General features: G+C 33.7%; 22 protein-coding genes and 1 tRNA gene. 16 read left to right on the top strand and 7 right to left on the bottom strand.

Features of this window, described 5'->3' with window-relative positions:
- Nucleotides 1-51 precede the first annotated feature (51 nt).
- From QO200_RS11895 to QO200_RS11875, 5 genes are all read left to right on the top strand, one after another.
- A complete protein-coding gene (locus QO200_RS11895) occupies nt 52-354 on the top strand; it encodes a hypothetical protein (protein ID WP_371540408.1) in 303 nt (100 codons plus the stop codon).
- Between the two features lie 155 nt (nt 355-509).
- Complete coding sequence (locus tag QO200_RS11890) at nt 510-1,001, top strand: hypothetical protein (protein ID WP_371540406.1); 492 nt, start codon at nt 510-512, stop codon at nt 999-1,001.
- A gap of 181 nt (nt 1,002-1,182) precedes the next feature.
- Nucleotides 1,183-1,758 (top strand): hypothetical protein, encoded by a 576-nt coding sequence (locus QO200_RS11885; protein WP_371540403.1) that lies wholly within the window; start codon nt 1,183-1,185, stop codon nt 1,756-1,758.
- A 162-nt stretch (nt 1,759-1,920) separates the two neighbouring features.
- Complete coding sequence (locus tag QO200_RS11880; protein WP_371540399.1) at nt 1,921-4,452, top strand: PIG-L family deacetylase; 2,532 nt, start codon at nt 1,921-1,923, stop codon at nt 4,450-4,452.
- A 121-nt stretch (nt 4,453-4,573) separates the two neighbouring features.
- On the top strand, nt 4,574-6,289 hold the full coding sequence (locus QO200_RS11875) for a sodium:solute symporter (protein ID WP_371540396.1): 1,716 nt from the start codon (nt 4,574-4,576) through the stop codon (nt 6,287-6,289).
- Nucleotides 6,290-6,583: 294 nt separating this feature from the next.
- Here QO200_RS11875 and QO200_RS11870 read toward each other — a convergent pair whose 3' ends face one another.
- Genes QO200_RS11870 through QO200_RS11850 form a run of 5 tightly spaced genes read right to left on the bottom strand, consistent with a single transcriptional unit; the run spans nt 6,584 to nt 10,229 of the window.
- Entirely contained in the window at nt 6,584-7,426 is an 843-nt protein-coding gene (locus QO200_RS11870; protein WP_371540393.1) for a DUF2911 domain-containing protein, read from the bottom strand.
- Nucleotides 7,427-7,480: 54 nt separating this feature from the next.
- On the bottom strand, nt 7,481-8,155 hold the full coding sequence (locus QO200_RS11865) for an HAD family hydrolase (protein WP_371540390.1): 675 nt from the start codon (nt 8,153-8,155) through the stop codon (nt 7,481-7,483).
- Nucleotides 8,156-8,196: 41 nt separating this feature from the next.
- Nucleotides 8,197-8,913, bottom strand: coding sequence for a ThiF family adenylyltransferase (locus tag QO200_RS11860; protein WP_371540386.1), 717 nt, complete (start codon nt 8,911-8,913; stop codon nt 8,197-8,199).
- A 57-nt stretch (nt 8,914-8,970) separates the two neighbouring features.
- Nucleotides 8,971-9,627 carry a TatD family hydrolase gene (locus QO200_RS11855; protein ID WP_371540383.1) on the bottom strand — a complete coding sequence of 219 codons (657 nt, stop codon included), beginning with the start codon at nt 9,625-9,627 and terminating at the stop codon, nt 8,971-8,973.
- On the bottom strand, nt 9,627-10,229 hold the full coding sequence (locus QO200_RS11850; RefSeq protein ID WP_371540381.1) for a DUF1684 domain-containing protein: 603 nt from the start codon (nt 10,227-10,229) through the stop codon (nt 9,627-9,629). Before QO200_RS11850 ends, QO200_RS11855 begins: the two co-directional genes overlap by 1 nt.
- 95 nt (nt 10,230-10,324) lie before the next feature.
- Here QO200_RS11850 and QO200_RS11845 point away from each other — a divergent pair, with 95 nt between their 5' ends.
- The 4 genes from QO200_RS11845 (at nt 10,325) to QO200_RS11830 (ending at nt 14,358) form a co-directional block, all read left to right on the top strand.
- A complete protein-coding gene (locus QO200_RS11845) occupies nt 10,325-11,545 on the top strand; it encodes an MDR family MFS transporter (RefSeq protein ID WP_371540378.1) in 1,221 nt (406 codons plus the stop codon).
- A 254-nt stretch (nt 11,546-11,799) separates the two neighbouring features.
- A complete protein-coding gene (locus QO200_RS11840; RefSeq protein WP_371540376.1) occupies nt 11,800-12,168 on the top strand; it encodes a BlaI/MecI/CopY family transcriptional regulator in 369 nt (122 codons plus the stop codon).
- Between the two features lie 35 nt (nt 12,169-12,203).
- Nucleotides 12,204-14,141 (top strand): M56 family metallopeptidase, encoded by a 1,938-nt coding sequence (locus tag QO200_RS11835; protein WP_371540373.1) that lies wholly within the window; start codon nt 12,204-12,206, stop codon nt 14,139-14,141.
- A 76-nt stretch (nt 14,142-14,217) separates the two neighbouring features.
- Nucleotides 14,218-14,358, top strand: a complete 141-nt coding sequence (locus tag QO200_RS11830; RefSeq protein ID WP_371540371.1) for an SsrA-binding protein — start codon at nt 14,218-14,220, stop codon at nt 14,356-14,358.
- On the opposite strand, the gene QO200_RS11825 is transcribed toward QO200_RS11830, so the two are convergent.
- Nucleotides 14,355-14,867 carry an adenine phosphoribosyltransferase gene (locus QO200_RS11825; RefSeq protein WP_371540368.1) on the bottom strand — a complete coding sequence of 171 codons (513 nt, stop codon included), beginning with the start codon at nt 14,865-14,867 and terminating at the stop codon, nt 14,355-14,357. The two genes, QO200_RS11830 and QO200_RS11825, sit on opposite strands and share 4 nt — an antisense overlap.
- Nucleotides 14,868-14,979: 112 nt before the next feature.
- Between QO200_RS11825 and QO200_RS11820 the strand changes: the two genes are divergently transcribed.
- From QO200_RS11820 to QO200_RS11805, 4 genes are all read left to right on the top strand, one after another.
- Nucleotides 14,980-15,053: transfer RNA gene (locus tag QO200_RS11820), tRNA-Arg, on the top strand.
- A 99-nt stretch (nt 15,054-15,152) separates the two neighbouring features.
- Entirely contained in the window at nt 15,153-16,148 is a 996-nt protein-coding gene (locus QO200_RS11815) for a metal-dependent hydrolase (protein ID WP_371540364.1), read from the top strand.
- 568 nt (nt 16,149-16,716) lie between these two features.
- A complete protein-coding gene (locus QO200_RS11810) occupies nt 16,717-17,325 on the top strand; it encodes a murein L,D-transpeptidase catalytic domain-containing protein (protein ID WP_371540360.1) in 609 nt (202 codons plus the stop codon).
- Nucleotides 17,326-17,487: 162 nt separating this feature from the next.
- Nucleotides 17,488-17,745 carry a DUF1810 family protein gene (locus tag QO200_RS11805; protein ID WP_371540453.1) on the top strand — a complete coding sequence of 86 codons (258 nt, stop codon included), beginning with the start codon at nt 17,488-17,490 and terminating at the stop codon, nt 17,743-17,745.
- Between the two features lie 76 nt (nt 17,746-17,821).
- Here QO200_RS11805 and QO200_RS11800 read toward each other — a convergent pair whose 3' ends face one another.
- The gene (locus QO200_RS11800; RefSeq protein ID WP_371540358.1) at nt 17,822-19,609 is read right to left on the bottom strand and encodes an ATP-binding protein; all 1,788 of its coding nucleotides are present in this window, start codon (nt 19,607-19,609) and stop codon (nt 17,822-17,824) included.
- 687 nt (nt 19,610-20,296) lie between these two features.
- Between QO200_RS11800 and QO200_RS11795 the strand changes: the two genes are divergently transcribed.
- The 3 genes from QO200_RS11795 (at nt 20,297) to QO200_RS11785 (ending at nt 23,951) form a co-directional block, all read left to right on the top strand.
- Nucleotides 20,297-20,800, top strand: a complete 504-nt coding sequence (locus QO200_RS11795) for a YqiA/YcfP family alpha/beta fold hydrolase (protein WP_371540355.1) — start codon at nt 20,297-20,299, stop codon at nt 20,798-20,800.
- A gap of 104 nt (nt 20,801-20,904) precedes the next feature.
- Complete coding sequence (locus tag QO200_RS11790; RefSeq protein ID WP_371540352.1) at nt 20,905-21,111, top strand: hypothetical protein; 207 nt, start codon at nt 20,905-20,907, stop codon at nt 21,109-21,111.
- Between the two features lie 677 nt (nt 21,112-21,788).
- Complete coding sequence (locus tag QO200_RS11785; RefSeq protein WP_371540349.1) at nt 21,789-23,951, top strand: cbb3-type cytochrome c oxidase subunit I; 2,163 nt, start codon at nt 21,789-21,791, stop codon at nt 23,949-23,951.
- The last annotated feature ends 4 nt before the right edge of the window (nt 23,952-23,955 follow it).

Raw genomic sequence — 23,955 nt, 5'->3', positions numbered from 1 at the left:
ATTGTCATTACCTTTGTAAAAATAATCAACTCAAATTAAAACCTAACCAAGATGAAAAAATTAAGTTTCTATTTAATGATAATGGTATTATCATTATGCGCTGTTCCCTCTACATTAGTAGCGGCTGAAAAAAACCCTGTTGCAAAAGAAGTTCCTGCTGAAGTACAAACCATGCTTAATCGTTTAGACGAAATCAAAGAAATGGATAAAAGTTCTTTAAAATCTTCAGAGAAAAAAGAATTACGAAAAGAAGTTCGTGAAATCAAAAAAGAATTAAAAAGATCTGGACAAGGTGTTTATTTTTCTGTAGGAGCAATTATTATTATTATTCTTTTATTGATTTTATTATTATAAAAAATCACCATTAAGGTTAGAAAAAAAGAAACGTAAACTACGTTTCTTTTTTTTTGAATAGACATAAATGAATGTTAACAAAAATAGTATGGCACAATAGTTGGCTACAACTATCGTGTATTAAAGTACTAATACCACAAAATAAATATATCAAAATGAAAAAATTTAAATTACTTGCTCTGGGAATAGTTCTTTTAATAGCAGGATCAGCAAGTGCACAAGTTTCTGTGAATATAAATATTGGTAGTCCTCCTTCATGGGGACCTTCAGGATATGCGGAAACAGAATATTACTACCTACCAGATGTGCAAGCTTATTACGACATTAGACAGTCTCAATTTATATATTATGGAAATGGTAATTGGGTACGATCACGATATCTACCTACACAATATAGAAACTATGATTTATATAGTGGATATAAAGTGGTATTAAACGATTACCATGGTAGAACTCCTTATACCTATTATAAAAAACACAAAGCAAAATATTATAAAGGATATAAAGGTCGTTACCAAAAAACAATTGGGCATAGAGAAGACAACCATAAAAATTACAACGATAATGAACATAATCGCGGTAAAGGAAATAAGGACCATGGAAACAATGGTCATGGAGACAAAGGCCATGGAAAGGGAAAACATTAATTTCACTTTCATAGTTATAAAAAAGAGAAACGCAGTTTGCGTTTCTCTTTTTTTTTGCACCTACATTAAAATTTAAACCTATGTTAATAAAATCATCTTGGCACAGTTGTTGGTTTTACGATAAAAGTACTGTGCTAGCCAGTACAATATTAAATATAAATAGAAAAAAAAAACAGAAAAGATGAAAAAATTAAAACTATTAGCCGTTGGAATAATTCTACTCGTATCCAGTTCAATTCAAGCACAAGTTTCAGTAAATTTAAATATAGGTACAGCTCCTGCCTGGGGACCTTCAGGATATGCAGCAGCAGAATATTATTATTTGCCAGATGTTCAAGCTTATTATGACGTTAGATCTTCCTTATTTGTTTATTTTGGAAACGGAAGATGGGTAAGATCACGATACTTACCCAGACAATATAGAAACTATGATTTATACAGTGGGTATAAAGTAGTCTTAAACGGCTATCACGGTCAGAGACCTTATGCGCACTACAACAATCACAGACAAAGATATAGCCCACACTATAGAAGTCAACGTCAAAGAACAATTGGGCAAAGATATGACAATCATAGAGACGCTAAAAGAAGCCATACAAGGTCAGGTAATCATAGATACGCTGTTAACCGTAGATCATCAAATGACCGCAGGTATTCTGGAAGCCACAAAAATTCTGATAATCATAAAAAGTATGATAATCGTAGAAGCAACAGCAATAAGAAAAGTCATGAAAAAAACAGCCATGGAAAACGTTAATCCTAACGATTAACACCGCTTAAAAAAAGGGAACACTATAACAGTGTTCTCTTTTTTTTTTACAAATCTACTGCTACCTATTCAAACAAAGAAAATAAGAAATCTTTTAAAAAAAAATATAATTACTACATTTGGTCTAATTGCAAATTAAATTATAAAAAAATGCTCAAAAATAAAATTCAATATATTTTAATTCTTCTTTTTTGTTTCCAAATTCTATCAGCCCAACAGCCACAAAAACCAAATTCAGTTGAAATTTTCAACCAAATTGAGAAATTAAATTTCTTGGGATCTGTACTCTATATTGCAGCACATCCTGATGATGAAAATACACGGTTAATTTCTTATTTATCAAATGATGTGAAAGCAAGAACGGGATATTTGTCTTTGACGCGTGGTGACGGAGGCCAAAATTTAATAGGGCCTCAATTAAGGGAATTATTAGGAGTCATTAGAACGCAGGAACTACTTGAAGCTAGAAAAATAGATGGTGGTGAGCAGTTTTTTTCCCGTGCCAATGATTTTGGTTTTTCCAAAAACCCTGATGAAACACTTGAAATTTGGGATAAAGAAAAAGTTCTTTCTGATGTAGTTTGGGCCATACGTAAATTTCAGCCTGATGTTATCATAAACCGATTCGACCATCGTACTGCAGGTACAACGCACGGACATCATACAGCTTCAGCAATATTAAGCACCGAAAGTTTTAATTTAACCAATGACGCGACCGTTTTCCCTGAACAATTAAAATTAGTGCAGACTTGGAAACCCAAACGTCAGTTTTTCAATGCTTCGTGGTGGTTTTATGGTAGCCAAGAAAAGTTTGATGCCGCTGACAAAAGTAATTTAACTACCATCAAAACCGGAGTTTATTATCCCAACCTAGGAAAATCAAACCAAGAAATCGCAGCCTTAAGCAGAAGTAGCCATCAATCACAAGGTTTTGGAAGTACAGGAGTTCGAGGTGAAGAATCAGAATATTTAGAACTTATCAATGGAGAGAAATTAAACAACAGCACCGATATTTTTGAAGGAGTTGATACTAGCTGGAATCGCGTTTCTGGTGGAAAACCCATTGGAGAATTACTTGGAGAAATAGCTTCAAAATACGATTTTTCAAATCCCTCAGCAAGTATTTCTGATTTGACCAAAGCTTATTTAATGATTCAGTCATTGAATGACAATCATTGGAAAGCATTAAAAATGGGCGAGATCGAACAAATAATTGCGGCTTGTTCTGGTTTATACCTTGAAGCTGTATCCTTGAATCAGGAAGCTACTCCTGGTAGTGTTGTGAAACTAAAGCTCGAAGCCATAAACAGAAGCAGCATTGATATGCAATTACTAAGCGTAACCACCTTGCCTAACCAGAAAAATACGGTATTCAATACACCTTTAAAAAACAATAGTGATGAAAACATAACGCTTGATTTTCAACTACCAACAACAATAGAATACACGCAACCCTATTGGTTAAAAGAGAAAGGAACCGTCGGGATGTACACTGTTGCTGACCAGAGAAACATAGGTATTCCAGATATAATCAGAGAAGTAAAGGTGATCTTTAATGTTCAAATTAATGGAATAAAAATTCCATTTGAACGCGCTGTCGTTTACAAATACAATGACAATGTAAAAGGTGAAATGTATAATTATCTTGATATTGTACCCGAAGTTACTACAAGTATCCTAGATCATGTTTCGTTCTTTAACAATGGAAATAAAAAACCAATTGCCGTAAGTGTTAAAGCAGGAAAAGATAACATAAAAGGAAATTTGCAATTAGAATTACCAGGAAATTGGTCAGTTTCGCCAGAATCTATTCCCTTCTCCTTAGATAAAAAAGGAACGGAACAAGTGTTTTACTTTGAAGTAACTCCGCCAGCAAAGCCTGATGAAGCTATTGCTAAAAGCGTTGTTATAGTAGATACTAAAAGATATGATAAAGATCAGGTCATAATAGATTACCCTCATATAACCAAGCAGCAGATATTGAAACCTGCGGAAGCAAAATTTATTAAGTTAGACCTTAAAATAAACAATCAAAAAATTGGTTACATTATGGGTGCCGGCGACGAGGTTCCTGAAGGACTTACGCAGATGGGGTATAAAGTGACCTTATTAAATCCTGATGAAATCACGCCAGCAAAACTAGAGTCATTTGATGTTGTTATCACGGGAATTCGCGCTTATAATGTGCTTCCTTCATTAGAAAACAAACAAAAAATCCTTCTTGATTTTGTGAAATCCGGCAAAACAATGATTGTTCAATACAATACACCTGACGGGTCACTTCCTGCTGATATTGCACCTTACCCATTAAAAATATCCCGTGACAGAGTAACCGAAGAAAATGCCGAAGTCCGATTTCTAGCCCCTAACCATCCTATTTTAAATTATCCCAATAAAATCACCACTAAAGATTTTGAAGGTTGGACTCAAGAACAAGGTTTATATTATCCTAACGAATTTGACAACACCTTCACTCCTATTTTGTCTTCTAATGACAAAGGAGAAAGTCCAACAAATGGAGCCTTGCTAGTTGCGCCTTATGGAAAAGGATACTATATTTATACCGGATTAAGTTTTTTTAGAGAATTGCCAGAAGGAGTATCAGGAGCTTATCGCCTTTTGTCGAATATGATTTCGTTGAAAGCGCCAATCACAGTTTCTTCACAAAACTTAAAAAACTAAAGAAATAAATATGGAACCAAAAAAAACAAAACCTTGGAAAAAGGATTATACAATGGTACTTATAGCTAATGCTATTTATATTTTAGTTTTTTATCTAATAATGAAATTATACTCTTAAACTATGCAATTATTCGATTGGATTGTACTTACAGGCACCTTACTTTTTATTGTGGTTTATGGCGCCTGGAAAACCAAGGGAAGTAAAAATGTGGAAGAATATATTCTCGGCGGCAACGAAACGCCCTGGTATACTGTGGGCCTATCGGTTATGGCGACGCAAGCCAGTGCGATAACCTTTCTGTCGACACCTGGACAGGCTTATCATGACGGAATGGGTTTTGTGCAGTTTTACTTTGGTTTACCTATTGCCATGGTGGTCATCTGTCTGACCTTTATCCCCATTTATCATAAATACAAGGTCTTTACGGCCTATGAATACCTGGAGAAAAGATTTGATTTGAAAACGCGTTCCCTCGCCGCCATTCTGTTCTTGTTCCAGAGAGGTTTGGGTACCGGCATTACCATTTATGCCCCCGCAATCATCTTATCGGCCATATTAGGATGGAATCTTAATTATATGACCATTGCCATAGGAGTTCTGGTTATCATCTATACCTTTTCAGGGGGGACAAAAGCGGTAAACGTGACCCAAAAACAGCAAATGTTCGTGATTATGTCGGGAATGTTGATCACTTTTTTTCTCATCCTTCACTTTCTGCCCAACGAAATGACATTTAGCAATGCTTTGCATATTGCCGGGGCAAACGACAAGATGAATATCGTCAATTTTTCCATTGATCCGGAAGAAAAATACACCATTTGGAGTGGGATAACGGGCGGTTTCTTTCTGGCACTCGCCTATTTCGGGACGGACCAGTCACAAGTGGGTCGCTATCTGTCCGGCAGATCGGTTCGTGAAAGCCAAATGGGTTTAATTATGAATGGGCTTTTAAAAGTACCTATGCAATTTTTTATCTTGTTGACTGGAGTTATGGTTTTTGTTTTTTTCCAATTCAATCCTGTACCTTTAAACTTTAATCCTAACAATAAAGTTACTGTCGATAATTCGCAATATAAAGATGAATATCATGCTTTAGAAAAGAAGTTGGATGCCCTCTCCGAAGATAAAAAAGTAATAAACCTGCTGTATATCGATCAGCTCAACCAAGATTACGATAATCCGATTCTGCGAAAGGAATTGGTTGGGCTGTCGGCAAAAGAAAAAGAATTGAGAGACCGTGCTAAGGAAATCATTCTAAAAGCGGATAGCAGCAGCGAAACGAATGATAAAGATTACGTCTTTTTCCATTTTATTTTAAATTACCTGCCCAAAGGACTTATCGGACTCTTGCTGGCCGTGATTATATCGGCAGCGATGTCTTCAACGGCTTCCGGTCTTAACGCTTTAGCCTCCACGACAGCCATCGACATTTACAAACGTAACCTGAAGGAGGAGAAATCAGAAAAGCACTATCTCAACGCGACAAAGTTTTTTACCTTGTTTTGGGGCGTTGTAGCCATTCTTTTTGCCAGTGTCGGTACCCTATTCGAAAACCTGATCCAACTGGTCAACATCGTCGGTTCAATTTTCTACGGAACGGTACTGGGAATTTTCTTAGTCGGATTTTACATCAAATTCGTCAAAGCCAAAGCCATCTTTTACAGTGCCCTGGTCAGCCAAATCACCATTTTCTTTATATACTACTATGCCATTTTTGTTTTCCCTGCCGGCGAAGCCAAGCTGGGTTATTTATGGCTAAACTTCATTGGGGCAATGCTTACGATCGTGCTGTCTTCCATACTTCAACTGTCTGTTTTCAGAAAAGAAAAAGCATAATATTTTATGACTATCGCCTAGATGAACTAATAATTATTTAGTTATGAATTTTCACTAATTCTGTAATAGTTAAAATATATTTTTACTTATTTTTTTAAACTAAAAGTGTAATTCGTAGCAGAAAATAAAACCTGCATACCATTAAAATTTCGCCATAAATTTCACTAATTAATTTGTAGAATCTAAAGCAAAATATTAAAGTGTATCGTTTGAATTCTAATTTAATACCAATGAAAAATCCCGTCTGACAGTACTTGTCGAGACGGGATTTTTTATAATAAATAAGACGTTTTTTTATTTACTCCATTCAGAAATACTATCTTTATTCATCTTAACATAATCATTATTACCAGCTGCTTCCGCTGCTTTAAGAGATAGTTTTGCAGTTTCAATAGCTCCTTTTTTATCTCCTTGTTTTGCCAGAATCAATGATCGTTGACGTAAAAAATAAAATGGTTTATCGGCACTTAATTCTAATGCTTTATCAATATAGGTTCTCGCAGTGTTAATATCTCCGTTAGATTGATAAAAATACTGAGCGGCTGAAAAATAATCTCCAGCTGCAGGACCAGCCAATACTTTTTCTATACTAGCAATTGCATTTTTTTGACTAGGTACTTCAAATTTTAAAGAAACACGAGAATTTTCCCAATACATTTCTAAGTAAGCGAAATTTGTATCTAACCCATTTATTCCAATTGTAAAACTCTCCACTGCTTTTGGTACAGCTTCTTCTTTTACAACGGTACGCAAGGCTACATTAGCTTCGTTAAATTCTTTTGGAGTCCCCCAATTGTCTGTCGCAGTATAAAAAATAACTTCCCAACTTTGAATATTTGGAATAGTATATAGAGCATATTTTCCTTTCTTCAATGTTTTACCATCGATGATCACGTCATCACTAAACGATATTGTAGTGTTTTCATTAGCTCCTGTTCTCCATAGCTCACCAAAGGGAACCAAGTTACCAAAAACCGCTCTACCTCGTGCAGATGGTCTCGAATAAACAATTTCTACATCAGTAAGACCTACAACTTGATCAATAGTTGTCTTCGGACTTGCCTGTGGTGTTTTAATTTGTGCCTCAAGTGTAAATTGAGTGATAATGATAGCTAAAGCAATTAGTATTTTTTTCATAAGATGGTGATTGTTTGTGATTTTCAAAATTACAAATTCAGATAGTGTTATATGTTAATTATTCCCTAATTTGGATTGAATAGATGCAACTTTTTCGAAATCTAATTCCGAAAAATGATTTATTATCACATCTGCTTCAGATAAATCTTGCATTTTAGAATGAATGCTATTGTATCCTATGCAATATATTCCGGCCGCTTTAGCCGCTTTTACACCGCTATTACTGTCTTCTATAATTATACAATTGTCTTTTGGAGCGATAGATAAAGAAGCGGCATGCACAAATATTGCTGGATCTGGCTTCGATTTTGGAAAGTCCTCGCCGCTCACAATATGAGTGAAGTAGTTATGCAACTTAAAGCGCCCAAAAACACGCTCAATAGTTACTTTTGAAGCAGATGAAGCTAAAATTAACTGCATTCCTTTAGCATGAAAATCCATGATTAGCTTTTCTACTCCTTCCAATAATTCTAAATCTTCTTTATTGTCGAAAGCATCATTGAAAATAGCTCTTTTTCTTTGAATCAAATCTTCAACATCGTGTTCTAAATTAAAAATGGCTTTTATTTTTTGAAAAACATTACGAGTCGAATTTCCCGTAAATGAAGTAAATTGCTCTTCAGTGACATTAATATTTAATTCGTTAAACTGCTGAAAATAAGCATAACGATGTACCGGTTCGGTATCTACAATTACGCCATCCATATCAAAAATTACGGTTTGTATCATTTGTTTGAGTTAGAGGTTTGGAAAATGAGAATAAATAGTGATTACTCTTTTTTTAATAAATAGCGAATCACGGTTTCAGCAGCGTATAGTCCAAATAATCCAGGCATATAGCTATTAGTTCCATAAAAAGATCTTTTAAAATTAGAACCATCAGTCATTTTTAAACTGGCGTCATCTTGAATTTCAGATGAAAAAACCACTTTTAATTTATCAATTTTGACTTCTTTTAAACGCCTGCGAATTGTTTTTGCCAAAAAACAGTTTACAGTTGTACTGATATCAGACACTTTCACTTTGGAAGCTTCCATTTTTCCTCCAGCACCCATACTACTTATAATCTTTACTCTTTTTCTTTTGGCTGCAATGATTAAATTCAATTTAGGAGTTATACTGTCGATACAATCTAAAACATAATCAAATTCTTCGCTCACAATTTCAAATGCGCGTTCTGGCGAAAGAAATTCTTGTACACGTGTCAATTTCAATTCTGGATTAATATCCATCAAACGATCTCCTACAATTTTAATCTTTGCCTCTCCTACGGTAGAATGCAGTGCTGGTAATTGCCTGTTTATATTAGTAATATCAACTACATCTCCATCTACGATTGTCATGGTGCCCACTCCTGCTCTAGCCAAAAACTCAGCTGCAAAAGATCCTACACCACCAAGACCTACAACTAATACATTAGCATTTTGTAGTTTATCTAATCCTTCTTTTTTAAATAAAAGCTCCGCTCTTTCTGTCCACTCTGCCATTGCTGTTTTTTTTGTTTAAAAGTTCTAAGAAACTTCTCCTTTTGAATATTTGCTATTTTAAATCAAGTCCGTTTTAAAAACGGCTTGAAAATTACTGCTTATTTGTTTTTGGATTTTCTCCAAATTTACGCCCTTATACTTAGCCGCAAGAGTATATACGACATCTATATTTTCTTCAACAGTATCCGTTTCTAAAAAAAATCGATTATTTGGAATACTCGTAAAAACCGATTCCAATTCTGGATTCCTTAATAAATATTTTCCAAACGAAATATAAAATCCATTATCTACTAGTTGTTTAGCCAATTGTTGCTTTTTAGAATAGCCATGAATAATCATTGGAACTGAAATATTAAGTCTCTTTTTAGTATCAATTACTTCTTGAAAAGCTGCTACACAATGAATAACAATAGGTTTATTGTATTTTTGTGCCAAAAGCAATTGCTTCTCAAAAACCATTTGTTGCAACTCCAATGGTATTTCTATTCTTTTGTCTAATCCGCATTCTCCAATGGCAAGACAATTCGTTTCTTGTAGTTTACTTTCTATAATTTCTAAATCTGCTTCTACACGATCCTCCACAATATACCAAGGGTGAATCCCAATAGAATAAAACGGAATCGAAGCGTCGAACTCCTGTGGATATTGATTCACTAATTCAAGTACATCAGCTTGATTAGTGCATTTATGAGTATGGAAATTAAAGAATTTCATTAATCATGGAATTTTTTAACGCCCGCTTTTATTTCGACATTCAAATCATTTTCTAATGGAACCTTAGGACAAGAATAGATATGATTGTAAGCACAATAGGGATTATACGACGTATTGAAATCAATAGCAATCGTGTTGTCTTTAGGTATTTTTAAATCAATATACTTCCCTCCTATGTAGCTTTCGTTTCCAGAAGTAAGGTCTGAAAAAGGCAAAAACAAATAATCTTTGTATTTTTTCTGTTTGGAAAGTTCAATATTACGGTACACATTAAGTTTCAAAGCTTTTCCGTCAAGGGTAAATTCTACTTCTCCATATTTCACATAGACTGGTTTTCTGTCTGTTGACGTTTTCATCTCAAATGGTTTCTCCTTATCTGTTCTAGTAAACTTGGCTACAACAAAATATTTTTCGTTTATTGGATAAAAATCTAAGGTCTTGAAACTTGCTAAATCTCCTTTAGTTAAAGGACTTGTCTTAGCTGCTGCATATTCCCCATTAATTTCTTTTTGAAATTTCTCTGTAGAACTGATTTTAAATTTTTCTTGAGCAAAACCAAAACTTAACTGCACTAAAAAAAGCACTAACAAACTATTTTTCATCTTTTTCATTTTAGCAAAAATAGTTTAAAAGTTACAAAGGCACAAAGACTTAAACTTACAAAGTTTTTTATCTTTGTTGTCTACAACCAATTAAAATGTTCAAAACCGCTTTTAGTCGCTACATTAACAACTTCAAAGGATTTTCAAGAGAGATTTGGATTCTTACCATTATCACGTTTATAAACAGAGCGGGAACTATGGTACTTCCTTTCTTGTCTAAATATTTAAAGGAAGATTTACAATTTTCTTATGGTGAAGTGGGATGGATTATGGTCGCTTTTGGAATGGGATCTATGTTAGGTTCCTGGTTAGGTGGTAAACTTTCTGACAAAATAGGTTTCTACAAAGTAATGGTTTTTAGCTTATTCAGTAGTGGTGTTTTCTTTTTCATTCTACAATATATCACCACTTTTTGGGGGCTTTGCTTAGGGATGTTTAGTATTATGACTTTGGCTGATATGTTTAGACCTGCGATGTTTGTATCACTAGGTGCCTATGCAAAACCCGAAAACAGAACCCGTTCCTTAACCTTAGTTCGTTTAGCCGTGAATCTTGGTTTTGCCGCCGGGCCAGCTTTAGGGGGATTAATAATTATGGGAATGGGCTATCAAGGACTTTTTTGGGTCGATGGAAGCTCTTGCATTGTAGCAATTTTGATTTTTGCTATACTGGTAAAGGAAAAGAAAAAAGTATCACAACAAGACCCACATGCTACTATACTAGAGGCAGCCTCAGTATTTAAAGATAAAATATTCTGGTTATTCCTGTACGTTAGTTTTGTAACAGCCATGATTTTCTTCCAGCTTTTTACCACTCTACCCCTTTATCACAGTGAGATGTTTGGGTTAAGCGAGTTTCAAACTGGCCTATTAATGACCTTAAACGGACTGCTGATTTTTGCGCTCGAAATGCCCATTGTTAGTTATTTTGAAAGAAAAAAAGTGGAAAAACTAAAAGTAATTCTTTGGGGTTCGCTTTTAATGTCCCTCAGCTTCTATACCTTATTAATCAATGTTTGGGCTGGAATTTTAATCATTAGTATGATTTTTATTTCTATTGGTGAAATACTAGCTTTTCCGTTTTCAAATGCATTTGCGTTAAGCAGAGCACCAAAAGGCCATGAAGGACGCTATATGGCATTGTATACCATGAGTTTTAGTTTAGCTCATATTGTAAGTTCAAAAGCGGGACTTGAAATAATTGCCCGATTGGGTTATCAAAGCAATTGGATGTTTATGGGAACCCTAGGTATATCAGCTACTCTTTGCTGTATCTGGTTACAAAAGTTACTGAAAACCGAAAATAGCCTCGCCTAAATATCTACCTCCACTTCCTTTTCTTTTTTCCCTTTTTTTATTCTTAGAAAGGTAATTTTTTGCGTCCAAAACCTCCTTTAACTTAAAAAATAGTTAAACAACTGCATTTATAGTTTAATAACTACAAAAATAGTTGTAAGTTTGAATTGCGTTAAGGATAGTAGGCGACATCCTCGTAGTCCCGACCTTTAGGGACAACGAGATACAGCCGAATAGCCTGACCCGTAGGGAAACGCCCAAATAAAAAATAAGTTATGCAAAAGTTAACAAACAAAGAAGAGGAGATCATGCACATTTTATGGAAGTTAGAAAAAGCTTTTGTAAAGGAAGTAATGGCTGAAATCACTGAAGATCAACCGCATTACAACACGCTTTCGACGATCGTACGGAATCTAGAGGAGAAAGGATATGTTGCTCATAACGCTTTTGGAAATACGCATCAATACTATCCTATAGTAAGTATTGAGGACTATAGAAAACGCTTTATGACTACTGCGATTGATAATTATTTTAATAGCTCCTACAAAAACATGGTGTCCTTTTTTGCAAAAGAAGAGAAGATTTCTGCTGCCGAATTACGTGAAATTTTAGCTATGATTGAAAATCCAAAAGCAGAAAAATGATTTGTAACAAAACACTTTCATTAAAAAATTAAATTATGGAAATACTCTATATTTATCTTATCAAATCCAGTGGATTAGTTGCGTTATTCTTCCTAGCCTATTATTTTATGTTGCGAAAAGAAACTTTTTTCAGCAGTAACCGTTGGTTTCTTCTAGTTGGCTTACTTACCGCAGTGCTTTTGCCTTTATTAGTTTTTACACAAATAATTATGGTAGAAACAACGTCAAGTACGATAGACTGGTCCAATATTCCTGTATCCTCAACTGTAGAAGAGGATCATACTGAAGAGTATTTAGCTTTGACTTTAATGGGCATCTATTGCGCGGCAGTTATAGGTTTATTGGCCAAATTTGGTTTTGATTTTTATAGTTTAAGAATTGTATTAAAAAGAAAAGTAGTTCACAAACAAGGGGACTTTAAATTTATTGACGTCAAAGAAAATATGGCGCCCTTTTCTTTCTTTAGTACTATTGTTTACAATTCAGCTCTATACAGCACTACTGAACTTGAGAGTATAATCGAACATGAAAAAGTGCACAGTGAACAGCATCACACCATAGACGTATTGATTTCGCGTGTTTTTTGTATTGTTTTTTGGTTCAATCCCGTCGTTTGGCTTTACAAAAAAGCAATATTGCAAAATCTAGAATTCATTGCAGACAGCGCAGCTTCTAAAAAAATAGTAGATAAAAAAGCCTACCAAATCACGCTTTTAAAAATAACAACGCAAGAGAATTGCCTTGCCATCACTAATCATTTCTATCAATCATTAATCAAAAAACGAATCGTTATGTTGAACAAAATCCAATCGAACAAAAGAAATTCCTGGAAATATACAATTGTAGTTCCTGCATTAATTGCCTTTGTAATGTTGTTCCAAATTGAAGTTATCGCTCAGGAAAAGGAAAGTGAATTTACAATCAAAAGTTGTATAACAAAGTTAGCACTGAACGTCACTTCTACATCTAGTGAAAAAGGACTAAATGCAGAAAAAGATTTTTTCAAAAAAACATTTGATCTTGATTTAAAATTTTCCAACATAAAATTAGATAAAAACAACGAAATCATCGCCATTAAAGTTCTTTTAGAGAACAATGATGGTATTAAAAAGGTACACTCCGTAAAAGGAAATACCCCAATTAAACCCTTTGATATTTTTGTAGAAAAAGATGCTGAAAATAAATTAAGCTTTGGTTTTAGGGCTATTGTAAAAGACAATGCTCATTTAAAGAATCACTTTGATCTTTTGCAAGCAAAAGAAGGTAAACTTGCTATTGAAAAAGACACTGATTTTTGGAGCATTAACAATTTTAATAAGGATGGTTCCAACTATTTAATAGTAATAAATGGTACTAAGCAAACAGATAGTGAAATTATCAAAATCCCTATTAAAGAAGATATTTTATCCCAAGTTATTCTAGAATCCAAAGAAGCTATAGAAAAATATGGTTCAGAGGGAAAAAATGGCGCCATAGAAATCACTACTGGACAAAAAAAGGAGACTACTACTAAAAAATCTAAGGGTATTCCAGACGAAACTAAAGTTTATATTGAAGGCAAAAAAAGGAGTAAAAAAGAGTTAGATGAATTGGATCCTAATTTAAATGAAAGTATGGACGTCAGTAAAAATGGAACGGAACCAACAATTAAAATAATTACTAAAAATTATAACGATATTTCTGATAGCTCACAATTGATGATAGGCGGAGTTAATATGACCGAATTAAACTTAGAGAAAATTGATCCCAAAAACATCAATAACCTGCAAACTAATAAAACAACTAGAACTATTAAAATAATTGCCAAGCAAAAAAACGGAATTCCCTATGAAACTGAAATTTATATCGATGGCATAAAATCTGACAAGGCGGAATTAGACAAAATAGATCCAGGCATAATTGAAAGAATGGATGTAAATAAAACCAGCACCGGTGAAAAAATAATTAAAGTAACCACTAAAAAAGAAAAATAGTAACTCAATAAATGTAAAAAAGACGATCTGTCAGCAGATCGTCTTTTTTTATACCTTTGCACCAAATAAAATACTTATGTTCAAAATCTTAGCTCAAATCAATAAAATACTGTTACCGAGTTTCAGCAAACAGCGAATGGATTTAGCCAAAGCCAAAAAATGGCAAATGGCAATCATTGGTTACCGCTACTATGTTACTACTCGAGCTTTAGGTTAATACGTTATTGCCGCAAAAATATCATATCCCTTAATTTGGTCCCTTCCATTGAGGAAACTAAGCTCCATCAAGAAATTAAACTGAACGATTTCACCGCCTAATTGCTCCACCAATTCGCAAACCGCTTTGGCCGTAACTCCTGTAGCGAGAACATCATCATGAATAAGCACTCTATCGCCTTTACAGATAGCATCAGTATGAATCTCTAAAGTATCCGAACCATATTCAAGTTCGTAAGAAGCTGAAAGAGTGTCATAAGGCAGTTTATTGGGTTTTCTAACCGGAACGAAGCCCACGTTCAATTCTTGGGCGATTAGCATCCCAAAGAAAAAGCCACGACTCTCTACCCCGATGACTTTGTCTATTTTTTTATCTTTTAGCGATGAAACCAAAATTTCCAGGCATTCTTTTCTCGCTTTTGGATTAATTAACAAGGGAGTAATGTCTTTAAACAAAATTCCTTCTTTTGGAAATCCCTGAATATCACGTATATAATTTACTAATTGCATTTTTTTTTATTTTTATATGAATTTACACTTGCAATTTACACATTTATCCTTATATTTGCACCCGCAAACACGTTGACACAACGTTTATGAAAATAAAGGTTTGCAAAAAAAAGGCCTTGTGGCGCAACTGAATAGCGCACTTGATTACGGCTCAAGAGGTTACTGGTTTGAATCCAGTCAAGGTCACGAAACCCCAACAGATGTTGGGGTTTTTTTATGCGTTTTACCGAAAATTGCAAAGCTACAATCACATCACATCGATAATTTTTGATTTACTTTTGTTTTATGGACTCTTTTACTCAAATAGCTTTAGGAATTGCCGTCGCTGAAATATGTGCTGGCAAAAAACTTAAAAACAAAACATTTTTATACGGTTCTATTTTAGGTACAATCCCCGACTTAGATGTTGTAGTTGGTCTATTTTTAGATCCTGTAAATGCAGTCCTTATTCACCGAGGTATCAGTCATTCGCTTTTCCTCTTTTTATTCCTCTCTCCTATTTTAGGGTGGATTATTTCAAAAATAGAAAAAAACAAGATTAATTTCCTCCAAGCCTCAAATATGGTTTTTTGGTGTTTGTTAACTCATGTATTATTAGATATGTTTACCTCCTGGGGAACACAAATTTTATGGCCTTTAGACTATCGGTTTGCACTAAAAACAATCTTTGTAGTAGATCCACTCTACACTATTCCGCTTGTCATTGCTTTGATAATGGTATGGAAAACAAAAGATACCGTACTTCGCAAAAAATACATTACCAAAGGATTACTTATCAGTAGTTTCTACCTGGTTTTATCCTGCTTTATAAAACTATATGCTTTAAATCAATTTGAAAAAGCATTGCATAAACAAGGAATCCAATATTCTGAGATTATTGTAAAACCCACAGCTTTCAATATCATTTTATGGAATGCCAACGTAGCGACACCAGATAGCTATTTATTGGCCGACTATTCCCTATTAGATAGCCAACCGATTACTTTTACTACTTATAACAAAAACAAAGCTTTAGAATCGAAGTTAAATGGGAATTCAGATTTTGAAAAACTAAAGAAAGCTAGTGAAGGATGGTATATCATCTCTCAAAAAAATAAATTTTTATACTTCAATGATTTACGCTTCGGACTGTTAAATGATAACCCTGAAAACCCTCAATTTGCATTTAGCTATAAATTTATTGCAACAGAATCTGAATTAAAAGCAATTGAAGCTCCAAAAAGCAAAAGGGACGGAAAGCGATTGCTTATAAAAATAGCAAACCGAATAAAAGGAAACTAGGGGGTCTTGTAATTCTTTTTTTTTTAAAATTAATAACTCGTCAACTGGGCTATCACAATTATTCTGGTATTTCTTGTCCTCTAGTTAAGGTACCAAAAGCGCAGTAGATGTTGGTGTGTTTTTTTTATGGATTTTACTCAAGGAGCTCCTCTTTTTATCAGGAAATTAAAATAAGATATACCTAAAAAAAATCAAAAATGGCACATACTTCCAACACGTCATTTTCTATACCACTACCTCATTAAATCCAATACCACAATATCACTAAAAATGGGTATCGTGAAATCCCATTAAACCATCGTTCATTTATATAAATTTAGGTTTGAATACTTTATGCCGAAGATTTACTAACTTACATGCTCTATCCACGAGAAATTGAAAATGACTGCTTCGACCATTATGATTTGACCAAAGATTGCGTATGGTCATTTTACAGGTTATTGGAGTGGTGAAGACCCCGTATTTGTATTTTCAAAGTTATTGTAGCATATAGACAAAAAAACAAGAATGACAATTCAGTCGAATTACAAGAATAATAGTAGTAATTAATTTATATAACCGTTTTAAAATGATACATCTGCAGACTATCATATTTCTATTTTCTACATTCTTATTTGGATGTACAAGCGGCCCTGAAAAGCCTCAAATAGATATTGAATTAACAAGAACCAAAGCAGAACAGGCTCTTGCCTTTTGTAATACTCAAAACTTCAATACAGATTTCTGTATATTAATTGACATGAGCTTACACTCTGGAATTAAAAGGTTTTTCGTTTGGGATTTTAAAAACAAAAAAATCAAAAATAGTTTTTTAGTCAGTCATGGATGTTGCGATAATTCTTGGGGTAATGACGCTTCAAAAGATAAACCAAAATTTAGTAACACTAATGGTAGTCATTGCACTTCTCTTGGAAAATATAAAATTGGAGAGAGAGGGTACAGTAGTTGGGGTGTGAAGATAAAATATGTTTTGCATGGATTAGAACCAACAAACAGCAATGCTTTTAAACGCTTTATAGTGTTTCACTCATGGAATGCTGTTTCTAATGAAGAAGTTTATCCAAATGGAACACCTCAAAGTTGGGGTTGTCCGACAATTTCTAATAATAGCTTCAAGATAATTGACCCAGTACTAAAATCAAGTTCTAAACCAGTTCTTATGTGGATTTATAAATAGGGAACAGTAATGATAACCATTCTTCCTGTAATATATAATTTTTTAAAAAACAGCACTATGAAATGGATACATCCTTTATTTTTCAAAATCAAATATAGCTGGAAACGTTTGTACAGAATTTTAAATGTAAAAAAACGCTCTGAATTTGTCTAGAAGGACCTCATCAAGTATCATAAATATCTTGATTTTGGTCAATTTGATATTGACAAACACATCGGAATTTCTAAGGAAATATTGAAAATTAAGGGTAAAACGCCAGAAGAAATCTTTGGAAAACCAGATGACCTAAAACTGAAGTCTTGTATGACATTATTCAGTTTATTGGCTAATACGAACCATGTATTTAATCAGGTTTTGGTTAAATACTTCCATGGTGTACAAGACGCAAAAACAATTGAATTGCTTCACAGGGAGCAGTAGCTTTTTAGCCCCGAAAAGAAAGCTCCATAATCGGTACCACCGGAACCAATCCGCAAAATCATCAACACAAAACCTTCTAAACAGCAAACTCAATTCTAACTTTAAATCCTTTTTGAATCGCATTGTCAAAAGTAAGCGTTCCTCCTATGGCATTTATTCGGTTTTCTACGTTCAGTAGTCCACTCTTTAAGTTTATTTGCTCTATTTGTACTCCAATACCATTATCTGCGTATTCTATCATGATATTCTTCTCCATCTTTTTGAAAGTAATCACGACTAAACTGCATTGGCTGTGCTTCTTCATATTAACCAGCAATTCCTGAAGGATACGATAAACTGTAATCTTCTTGTTCGTTTCTAAAATTGTATTCTGCAATACATCTATACCGTTGACTATTATATTCACCTCATCATTACTGTAATTGGACATCATATCCCTCAGACTTGGTACAAAATCAGTTCCCGTATGAATCGCACTATTTTCTTTAGAAATATTTCGCGTTCTAGAATAGATATTATCCAGACCCTTAAGTAGCGTTTCTTTGTTGTTTTTAGTCGTTAAATCCTGCGTTTCTGCAAAAGTCATGGCATGATACACGTCATTTGCCAACTCATCGTGAAGTTTTTTGGAAATTCGAGTCTCGGTATCATAAGACACTCTGACCTTTTCTTTTTTGCTTTTATTATTTAAAAAATTAATGATTAAAGCAGTAATCCCTAGTAAAAACAATATTACAAAATACATTAAAAGTGTACTATTTTTCTCTTTTTCCAATAGTAGCGTAGTTTCTGCCTTTTGAGTGGATAGTTTTTGGTTTTGCTCTTTTTGGTTGCTAAAATCGTATCTGATATTAGCAAACTGATTCTTGTTTCTTTGTCGCACTTCAGAAATACTGTCATTTAATCTAAAATGAACCGTTGAAAAAGCTCTCGATTCATTTTCGGAACTGCTATTAACTAATATTTGAAGCGCATCGAGTCGTTCATCGATACTCTTCATTTTTGATGCATTTTTATACGCTTTTAGCGCGTATTGTTTAGCCAGTAAATTGTCCTCTTTTGACTTGTAATAGTTTGCTAATTGAATGTAACTTCCAATTAAACCGTATTCATCGTTTTGATCTTCTCTAATCGCTAATGCTTTAAGAAAATAACCAACTGCTCTGGAATCATTGACTTTAAAGTAAGCCAAACCTAAATTATTTAATATTTTAGATTTGATTTTTTCACTAACTACTTCGCTTTTTGCCTGTTCCAATTTTGATAATAATATAATCGCTTTTTGATATTCTTTATCTAAAATAAACACAGATGCGATATTATTATCAATAATTATTCTGGTAGACTCATCCTCAGCATATTGTCTTGCTTTTTTATAATAACCTAAAGATTTTTTATAATCATAAGTTTCTTTTAAAGAAATCCCCAGATTATTGTATGCACAGCTAAAATTGTAATTTCTGTTCGTTTGGTTAATAAAACTTAATACTTCTGTATTCACAGCTTCCATATCGTAATAATCGTCTTTATTTTTTAAAATACTAGACATCATCAACAAGGAATAAACAACGAGACTGCTGTCTTTTTTATATTCGAATTGTATTTTGGACTTATTGAAATAACTGAAAGCAATACTATCTTGTTGCTTAGCAGAATAGTAATCCGCAAGATTAAGAAAAGAATGCCCCATATAAAGAGTGTCTTTTTTTTGCGTCGCTACTTGCTCAAATTCTTTTAAAAAAGGAAGAGCAATGTCTGGGTTGTACTGGTTCAGCAACTCCCCTTTTCTATTCATAGTCTTAAAGATAACAGAATCTATATTTACCTTTTTAGCCAGCTGATAAGACTTATCTATGTAAGCCATTTTTTTTTCTGTTGAAATAGAGTCTGATTTACTCAGTTCTAAAAAGCTGTTTATAGTATCTATAGTCGCTTCGTCTTGCTGTGATGGTACACTTTTGTTTTTAGTGCACGATAGCATAAATACACAAAAAACAAGGATATAAAAAGGGGAATAAAAACTGTTAAATTTCATTCCCCGAATGTAGCAAAATAATAGTAACTTACTAAAAAACCACTTCTTAATTTTTATGATTTTGAATGGTATTATGCAATCATCAACACCTTAACTATTTAAATGGGATGTTGCTGTTTTAACGTCAGGCTGTCAACTCAATTTAAGTAGTACTATCAGTACGCGTTAAAATCATACAAACAATCACCTTAACATCACACAGTGAAGCAAATGCGGATAATCCGTTCCAAGCGATGGGACTTTCACGAGATAAAATAATTCATTTTTTTATTTTTATTAGTTTTACTATCACCTAAAACAAAAAGTATATCTTTCTAGTGCTCAACAAGAATTTACCCAAGAGCGATAGGTACTGATCCCCAACTTCGTCAGTACTTTCAACAATTAAAAACATAACGTCGTAATTTGTCGTTGTATCCGCTTATTTTTACAAAACAAATAATACGTTGCCCCTTTTGAATAAATTAAACATAATTTCAAAATCAACACATACAATAATTCTAATTCACATAAACTATGACTATTTTATATTTACACGGACTCGAAAGCAAACTTAGTCTAGCAAAACGATCCATTTTAGAACGTTTTGGAGCCGTCATTGCACCTGATCTTGATTACCATAACAACCCAAATGTTTTTGATATACTTATAAAAATGAGTGAGACGCATACCTTTGATGTGGTTCTTGGTAGCAGTATGGGCGGTTTTATGGGCTACTATTTCGCTAATACAATTAACCGCCCTGCCCTACTTTTTAATCCGGCTTTACCACATCGACCCGTTCCCCAAAATATTCCGGCAATAGATCCTGTAAATACCTCATCACTTTTGCATTTTGCATTAGGAGGACAAGATGACGTCATCAAAGCCAACGATAATCTAAAATGGCTTGCTGAAAACAGACTCTCTAATACAGATATAAAAATTTCAATCCACAACCAAATGGGACATCCAATTCCAGTGCGTATTTTAGAAATAGAAGTAACTGAATTCTTCCGTCAATTAGAATTTTTGAAATAAAACTGTTTTTTTTCACGGTGGCATTACTTGCTATTATCAATATCTTGCTTTGCAGCGAAAAAAAAATGATGCTAAATAAATAACCAACAGATTAAAGACAGATTATGAAAGAACTACGAATTATGTTGACTGATGATCAGCATGAAAAATTGATGAATAAACTAAGTAACGAGGGACAAAAAAATATGGAACATTCCACCCTTTCTGGTTTTTCGATAACCTTAAAAGAAGCCTTTCCGGGTATGTCCTGGTTAACGGTTGACATGAATGGCGAACTGGATTTGGGTGACGTAAATTGGGAAATAAAATAATCAACGCAGCTTATGATTCGGTATCCACACGAAGAATAAATTAGAGTTAAATCCAAAATAAAAATTAATACATTGGGTGAAGGAATCGAAATTAGAGGAAAATCAGAGGTATGTTGCTCGTGATTAAGAGCTAGGAATCCATGTTGTACAAAAAACAATTGGATTACTTATTTTTGAACAATTAGAAATCACTAACGATCTATTGAATATGAATCATTTTACTTTTACAGCAGCCCAATAGGATTACTCTAAATTCTTGACTGATACAAAACACCAATTTCAGAGTTTGGAAACGGTAAAAAGCAATACCCGTAAAACAAATCAAACTTGTTTGAGATAAGGTAAATAGCAACTTATTCCCAAAAACAGAAAAGAAAAGAAATTAAGTTCGTTTGAAATCACAAAACTAAAATGACTACCGCCATTTGTCAAACTGAACAAATAAAAGGTTTCTTAAACCCAAAATACTAAAACAAAAAGCTTCGTATTATTATTAAAGTCTTTTACATCACAGTCCATAAAACTGAAAATGTGACATATATTTTTTTTTTTTGAAAAATGATATTTCTCATGTTTTTTTACATTAAGTAAAAAGTACCATCATTACTTCTTTTATCACCATTACTACATTGCCTTTTAGTTACAAATTTGCATAATCATTTTAAATAAGGATCATTATGAAATTCCAAACTAAAAAGCTTTATTCCAAAGTAAAGTTAGTTACTCTCACCATACTACTTTTTTTTCAGCCATTATTAACCTTTGCACAAACAGACGAGGGTGTTAGTTTTTTTCCTAATAAATCTATAGGTTTTATTGGCTTATTAGTAGGATTAGTAATTGTTGCTGTTGCATTAGTATTTTTTTTAATATTAAAACTGGCGGGAAATACAAACCAATTTTTGGAAGATAAAAATGAGGTTAAGAAAGATAAATTCAAAAAATATATGAATAATTTGAATTCGTCAGAAATTGAAGTTTTAAAGAAAAAAAGAAGTCAGAACAACAACCGCATTTCAATCGTAGTTGTGGGTTTTATATCTTTAGTACCACAAATAATGTCTGCTCAAACTGCTCCTGCAAATAGAGAAGATCTTTTTTCTCAACCAGGAGTAATCATTACTTTAGTCTTGATTTTTATTCCGTTGTTTTTGGCTTTGGTCTATTTGGCTGCAAAAGTAAATACCGGTTTCAAAAATTACGTCAACAATCAAAAAATCAACGAAGCTAAAGAGTTTGCAGCCTATATTTCTGAAACAGAAAATATTCCAAGCGATGCGATTTTGGATGAAATCAAGCATAAATTAGAATACAATATTACGCCAAATGAACTTTCTGGTATCGAGACTCCAAATGATTCAAAAGGCTTATTAAAAAATATTAGTTCTGAAACGAACTATCGTTTTTTTGCTTCTAAAAGGCCACCCGTAAAACGCCCTAAAATTGATCCCGAATTGACCCGATTAATTTTATGGTATCTAGGAGCTGCGGTTTTTTGGCTCTTCGTTGGTAGTAGTGTTGGAGAGTATGTAGGTATAAAATTTATTGTTCCAGACGCTGATAATTACAGTTGGTTGAGTATTGGTCGACTTCGTGCCGTGCATACGAATCTAGTTTTTTGGGCATGGTCCACAATCGGAATTATGGGATTGGGTTATTATATCGTTCCTATGGTTAGTAATGCACCATTAAATAGTATTAAAAATGGATGGAAAGCACTTATTGCTGTAAATGCAGCCATGCTTGTAGGAGCTATTTCAATTATGGCGGGAATCAATAATGGTGGTGGTGAATACCGTGAAATAATTTGGCCTATCATGGCTGTTTGGGCCTACGGATTATTACTTACCGTAATCAACTTCATTAAAACAATTGCAAAGCGTACCACACTCGAAATATACATTTCTAACTGGTTTATCGTTGCGTCTTATATTTTCATTTTGATTGTTGCTACAATTGCTTATATCCCAATGGGACAAGACGGAATTGGTGAAACAATCGTGCAAGGATATTATATGCACCAAGCGGTGGGAATGTGGTTTATGTTCTCCATGTTAGGAGTACTTTACTATTTATTGCCGCAACAATTGAACAAACCTATATATTCCTATAGTTTAGGAGTATTAGCGTTTTGGTCACAAATTTTATTTTATACCGTTATTGGGACACATCACTTTGTTTTTAGTGCCTTGCCATGGTGGTTACAAACAGTTGCCATTGTAGGAAGTGTAGGGATGTTAATTCCGGTTACTTCTGGAACAATTAATTATTTGATGACTATGAGAGGTTCATGGAGTAAGATTAGTAATAGTTATTCGTTGCCTTTCTTCTTTGTTGGAATCATTTACTATTTCACTGGCTCTTTCCAAGGAACTGCCGAAGCTTTTCGTTCTACTAATTTAATCTGGCACTTTACTGATTTTACTATAGCACACTCGCATATTACGATGTACGGAATTATTACTTTTTTACTTTTTGGTAGTATATATGCCATTGTACCTCGCCTTACAGGAAAAGAACCACCACAGTTGGGAGTTGGTGCTCATTTTTGGTTGGCATTAATAGGATTACAATTTTATACTATTCCGCTAATGATTGGTGGTACTTTAAAAGGAATTATGTGGGCCGAAGGAAAACCATTTATTGATAGCGTGGTACTAATGGGACCGTATTGGTTATGGAGAGCAATTGGAGGAACTTTAATGTGGTTGTCTCATATCGTTTTAGCTTACAATATGTACAAAATGATGCGCCCTTCTACTGATGTAGATGTTAAAGAAAAGGCATTCGAAATAATCAATCAAAATTTGGAAGCTAATTCAGTTGAACCTAAAATATAAATAC

Source organism: Flavobacterium sp. Arc3 (assembly GCF_041431375.1).
Classification (GTDB): Bacteria; Bacteroidota; Bacteroidia; order Flavobacteriales; family Flavobacteriaceae; genus Flavobacterium.
Note: the sequence above shows the minus strand (reverse complement) of the source record. Positions and strands in the feature narration are given on the sequence as shown.

Coding starts and splice junctions, on each gene's coding strand:
- QO200_RS11835 (WP_371540373.1), top strand. CDS start 12,204: ATGGAAATACTCTATATTTATCTTATCAAATCCAGTGGATTAGTTGCG.
- QO200_RS11840 (WP_371540376.1), top strand. CDS start 11,800: ATGCAAAAGTTAACAAACAAAGAAGAGGAGATCATGCACATTTTATGG.
- QO200_RS11830 (WP_371540371.1), top strand. CDS start 14,218: ATGTTCAAAATCTTAGCTCAAATCAATAAAATACTGTTACCGAGTTTC.
- QO200_RS11845 (WP_371540378.1), top strand. CDS start 10,325: ATGTTCAAAACCGCTTTTAGTCGCTACATTAACAACTTCAAAGGATTT.
- QO200_RS11895 (WP_371540408.1), top strand. CDS start 52: ATGAAAAAATTAAGTTTCTATTTAATGATAATGGTATTATCATTATGC.
- QO200_RS11795 (WP_371540355.1), top strand. CDS start 20,297: ATGACTATTTTATATTTACACGGACTCGAAAGCAAACTTAGTCTAGCA.
- QO200_RS11850 (WP_371540381.1), bottom strand. CDS start 10,229: ATGAAAAATAGTTTGTTAGTGCTTTTTTTAGTGCAGTTAAGTTTTGGT.
- QO200_RS11855 (WP_371540383.1), bottom strand. CDS start 9,627: ATGAAATTCTTTAATTTCCATACTCATAAATGCACTAATCAAGCTGAT.
- QO200_RS11790 (WP_371540352.1), top strand. CDS start 20,905: ATGAAAGAACTACGAATTATGTTGACTGATGATCAGCATGAAAAATTG.
- QO200_RS11870 (WP_371540393.1), bottom strand. CDS start 7,426: ATGAAAAAAATACTAATTGCTTTAGCTATCATTATCACTCAATTTACA.
- QO200_RS11890 (WP_371540406.1), top strand. CDS start 510: ATGAAAAAATTTAAATTACTTGCTCTGGGAATAGTTCTTTTAATAGCA.
- QO200_RS11865 (WP_371540390.1), bottom strand. CDS start 8,155: ATGATACAAACCGTAATTTTTGATATGGATGGCGTAATTGTAGATACC.
- QO200_RS11800 (WP_371540358.1), bottom strand. CDS start 19,609: ATGGCTTACATAGATAAGTCTTATCAGCTGGCTAAAAAGGTAAATATA.
- QO200_RS11825 (WP_371540368.1), bottom strand. CDS start 14,867: ATGCAATTAGTAAATTATATACGTGATATTCAGGGATTTCCAAAAGAA.
- QO200_RS11810 (WP_371540360.1), top strand. CDS start 16,717: ATGATACATCTGCAGACTATCATATTTCTATTTTCTACATTCTTATTT.
- QO200_RS11885 (WP_371540403.1), top strand. CDS start 1,183: ATGAAAAAATTAAAACTATTAGCCGTTGGAATAATTCTACTCGTATCC.
- QO200_RS11875 (WP_371540396.1), top strand. CDS start 4,574: ATGCAATTATTCGATTGGATTGTACTTACAGGCACCTTACTTTTTATT.
- QO200_RS11860 (WP_371540386.1), bottom strand. CDS start 8,913: ATGGCAGAGTGGACAGAAAGAGCGGAGCTTTTATTTAAAAAAGAAGGA.
- QO200_RS11880 (WP_371540399.1), top strand. CDS start 1,921: ATGCTCAAAAATAAAATTCAATATATTTTAATTCTTCTTTTTTGTTTC.
- QO200_RS11785 (WP_371540349.1), top strand. CDS start 21,789: ATGAAATTCCAAACTAAAAAGCTTTATTCCAAAGTAAAGTTAGTTACT.
- QO200_RS11815 (WP_371540364.1), top strand. CDS start 15,153: ATGGACTCTTTTACTCAAATAGCTTTAGGAATTGCCGTCGCTGAAATA.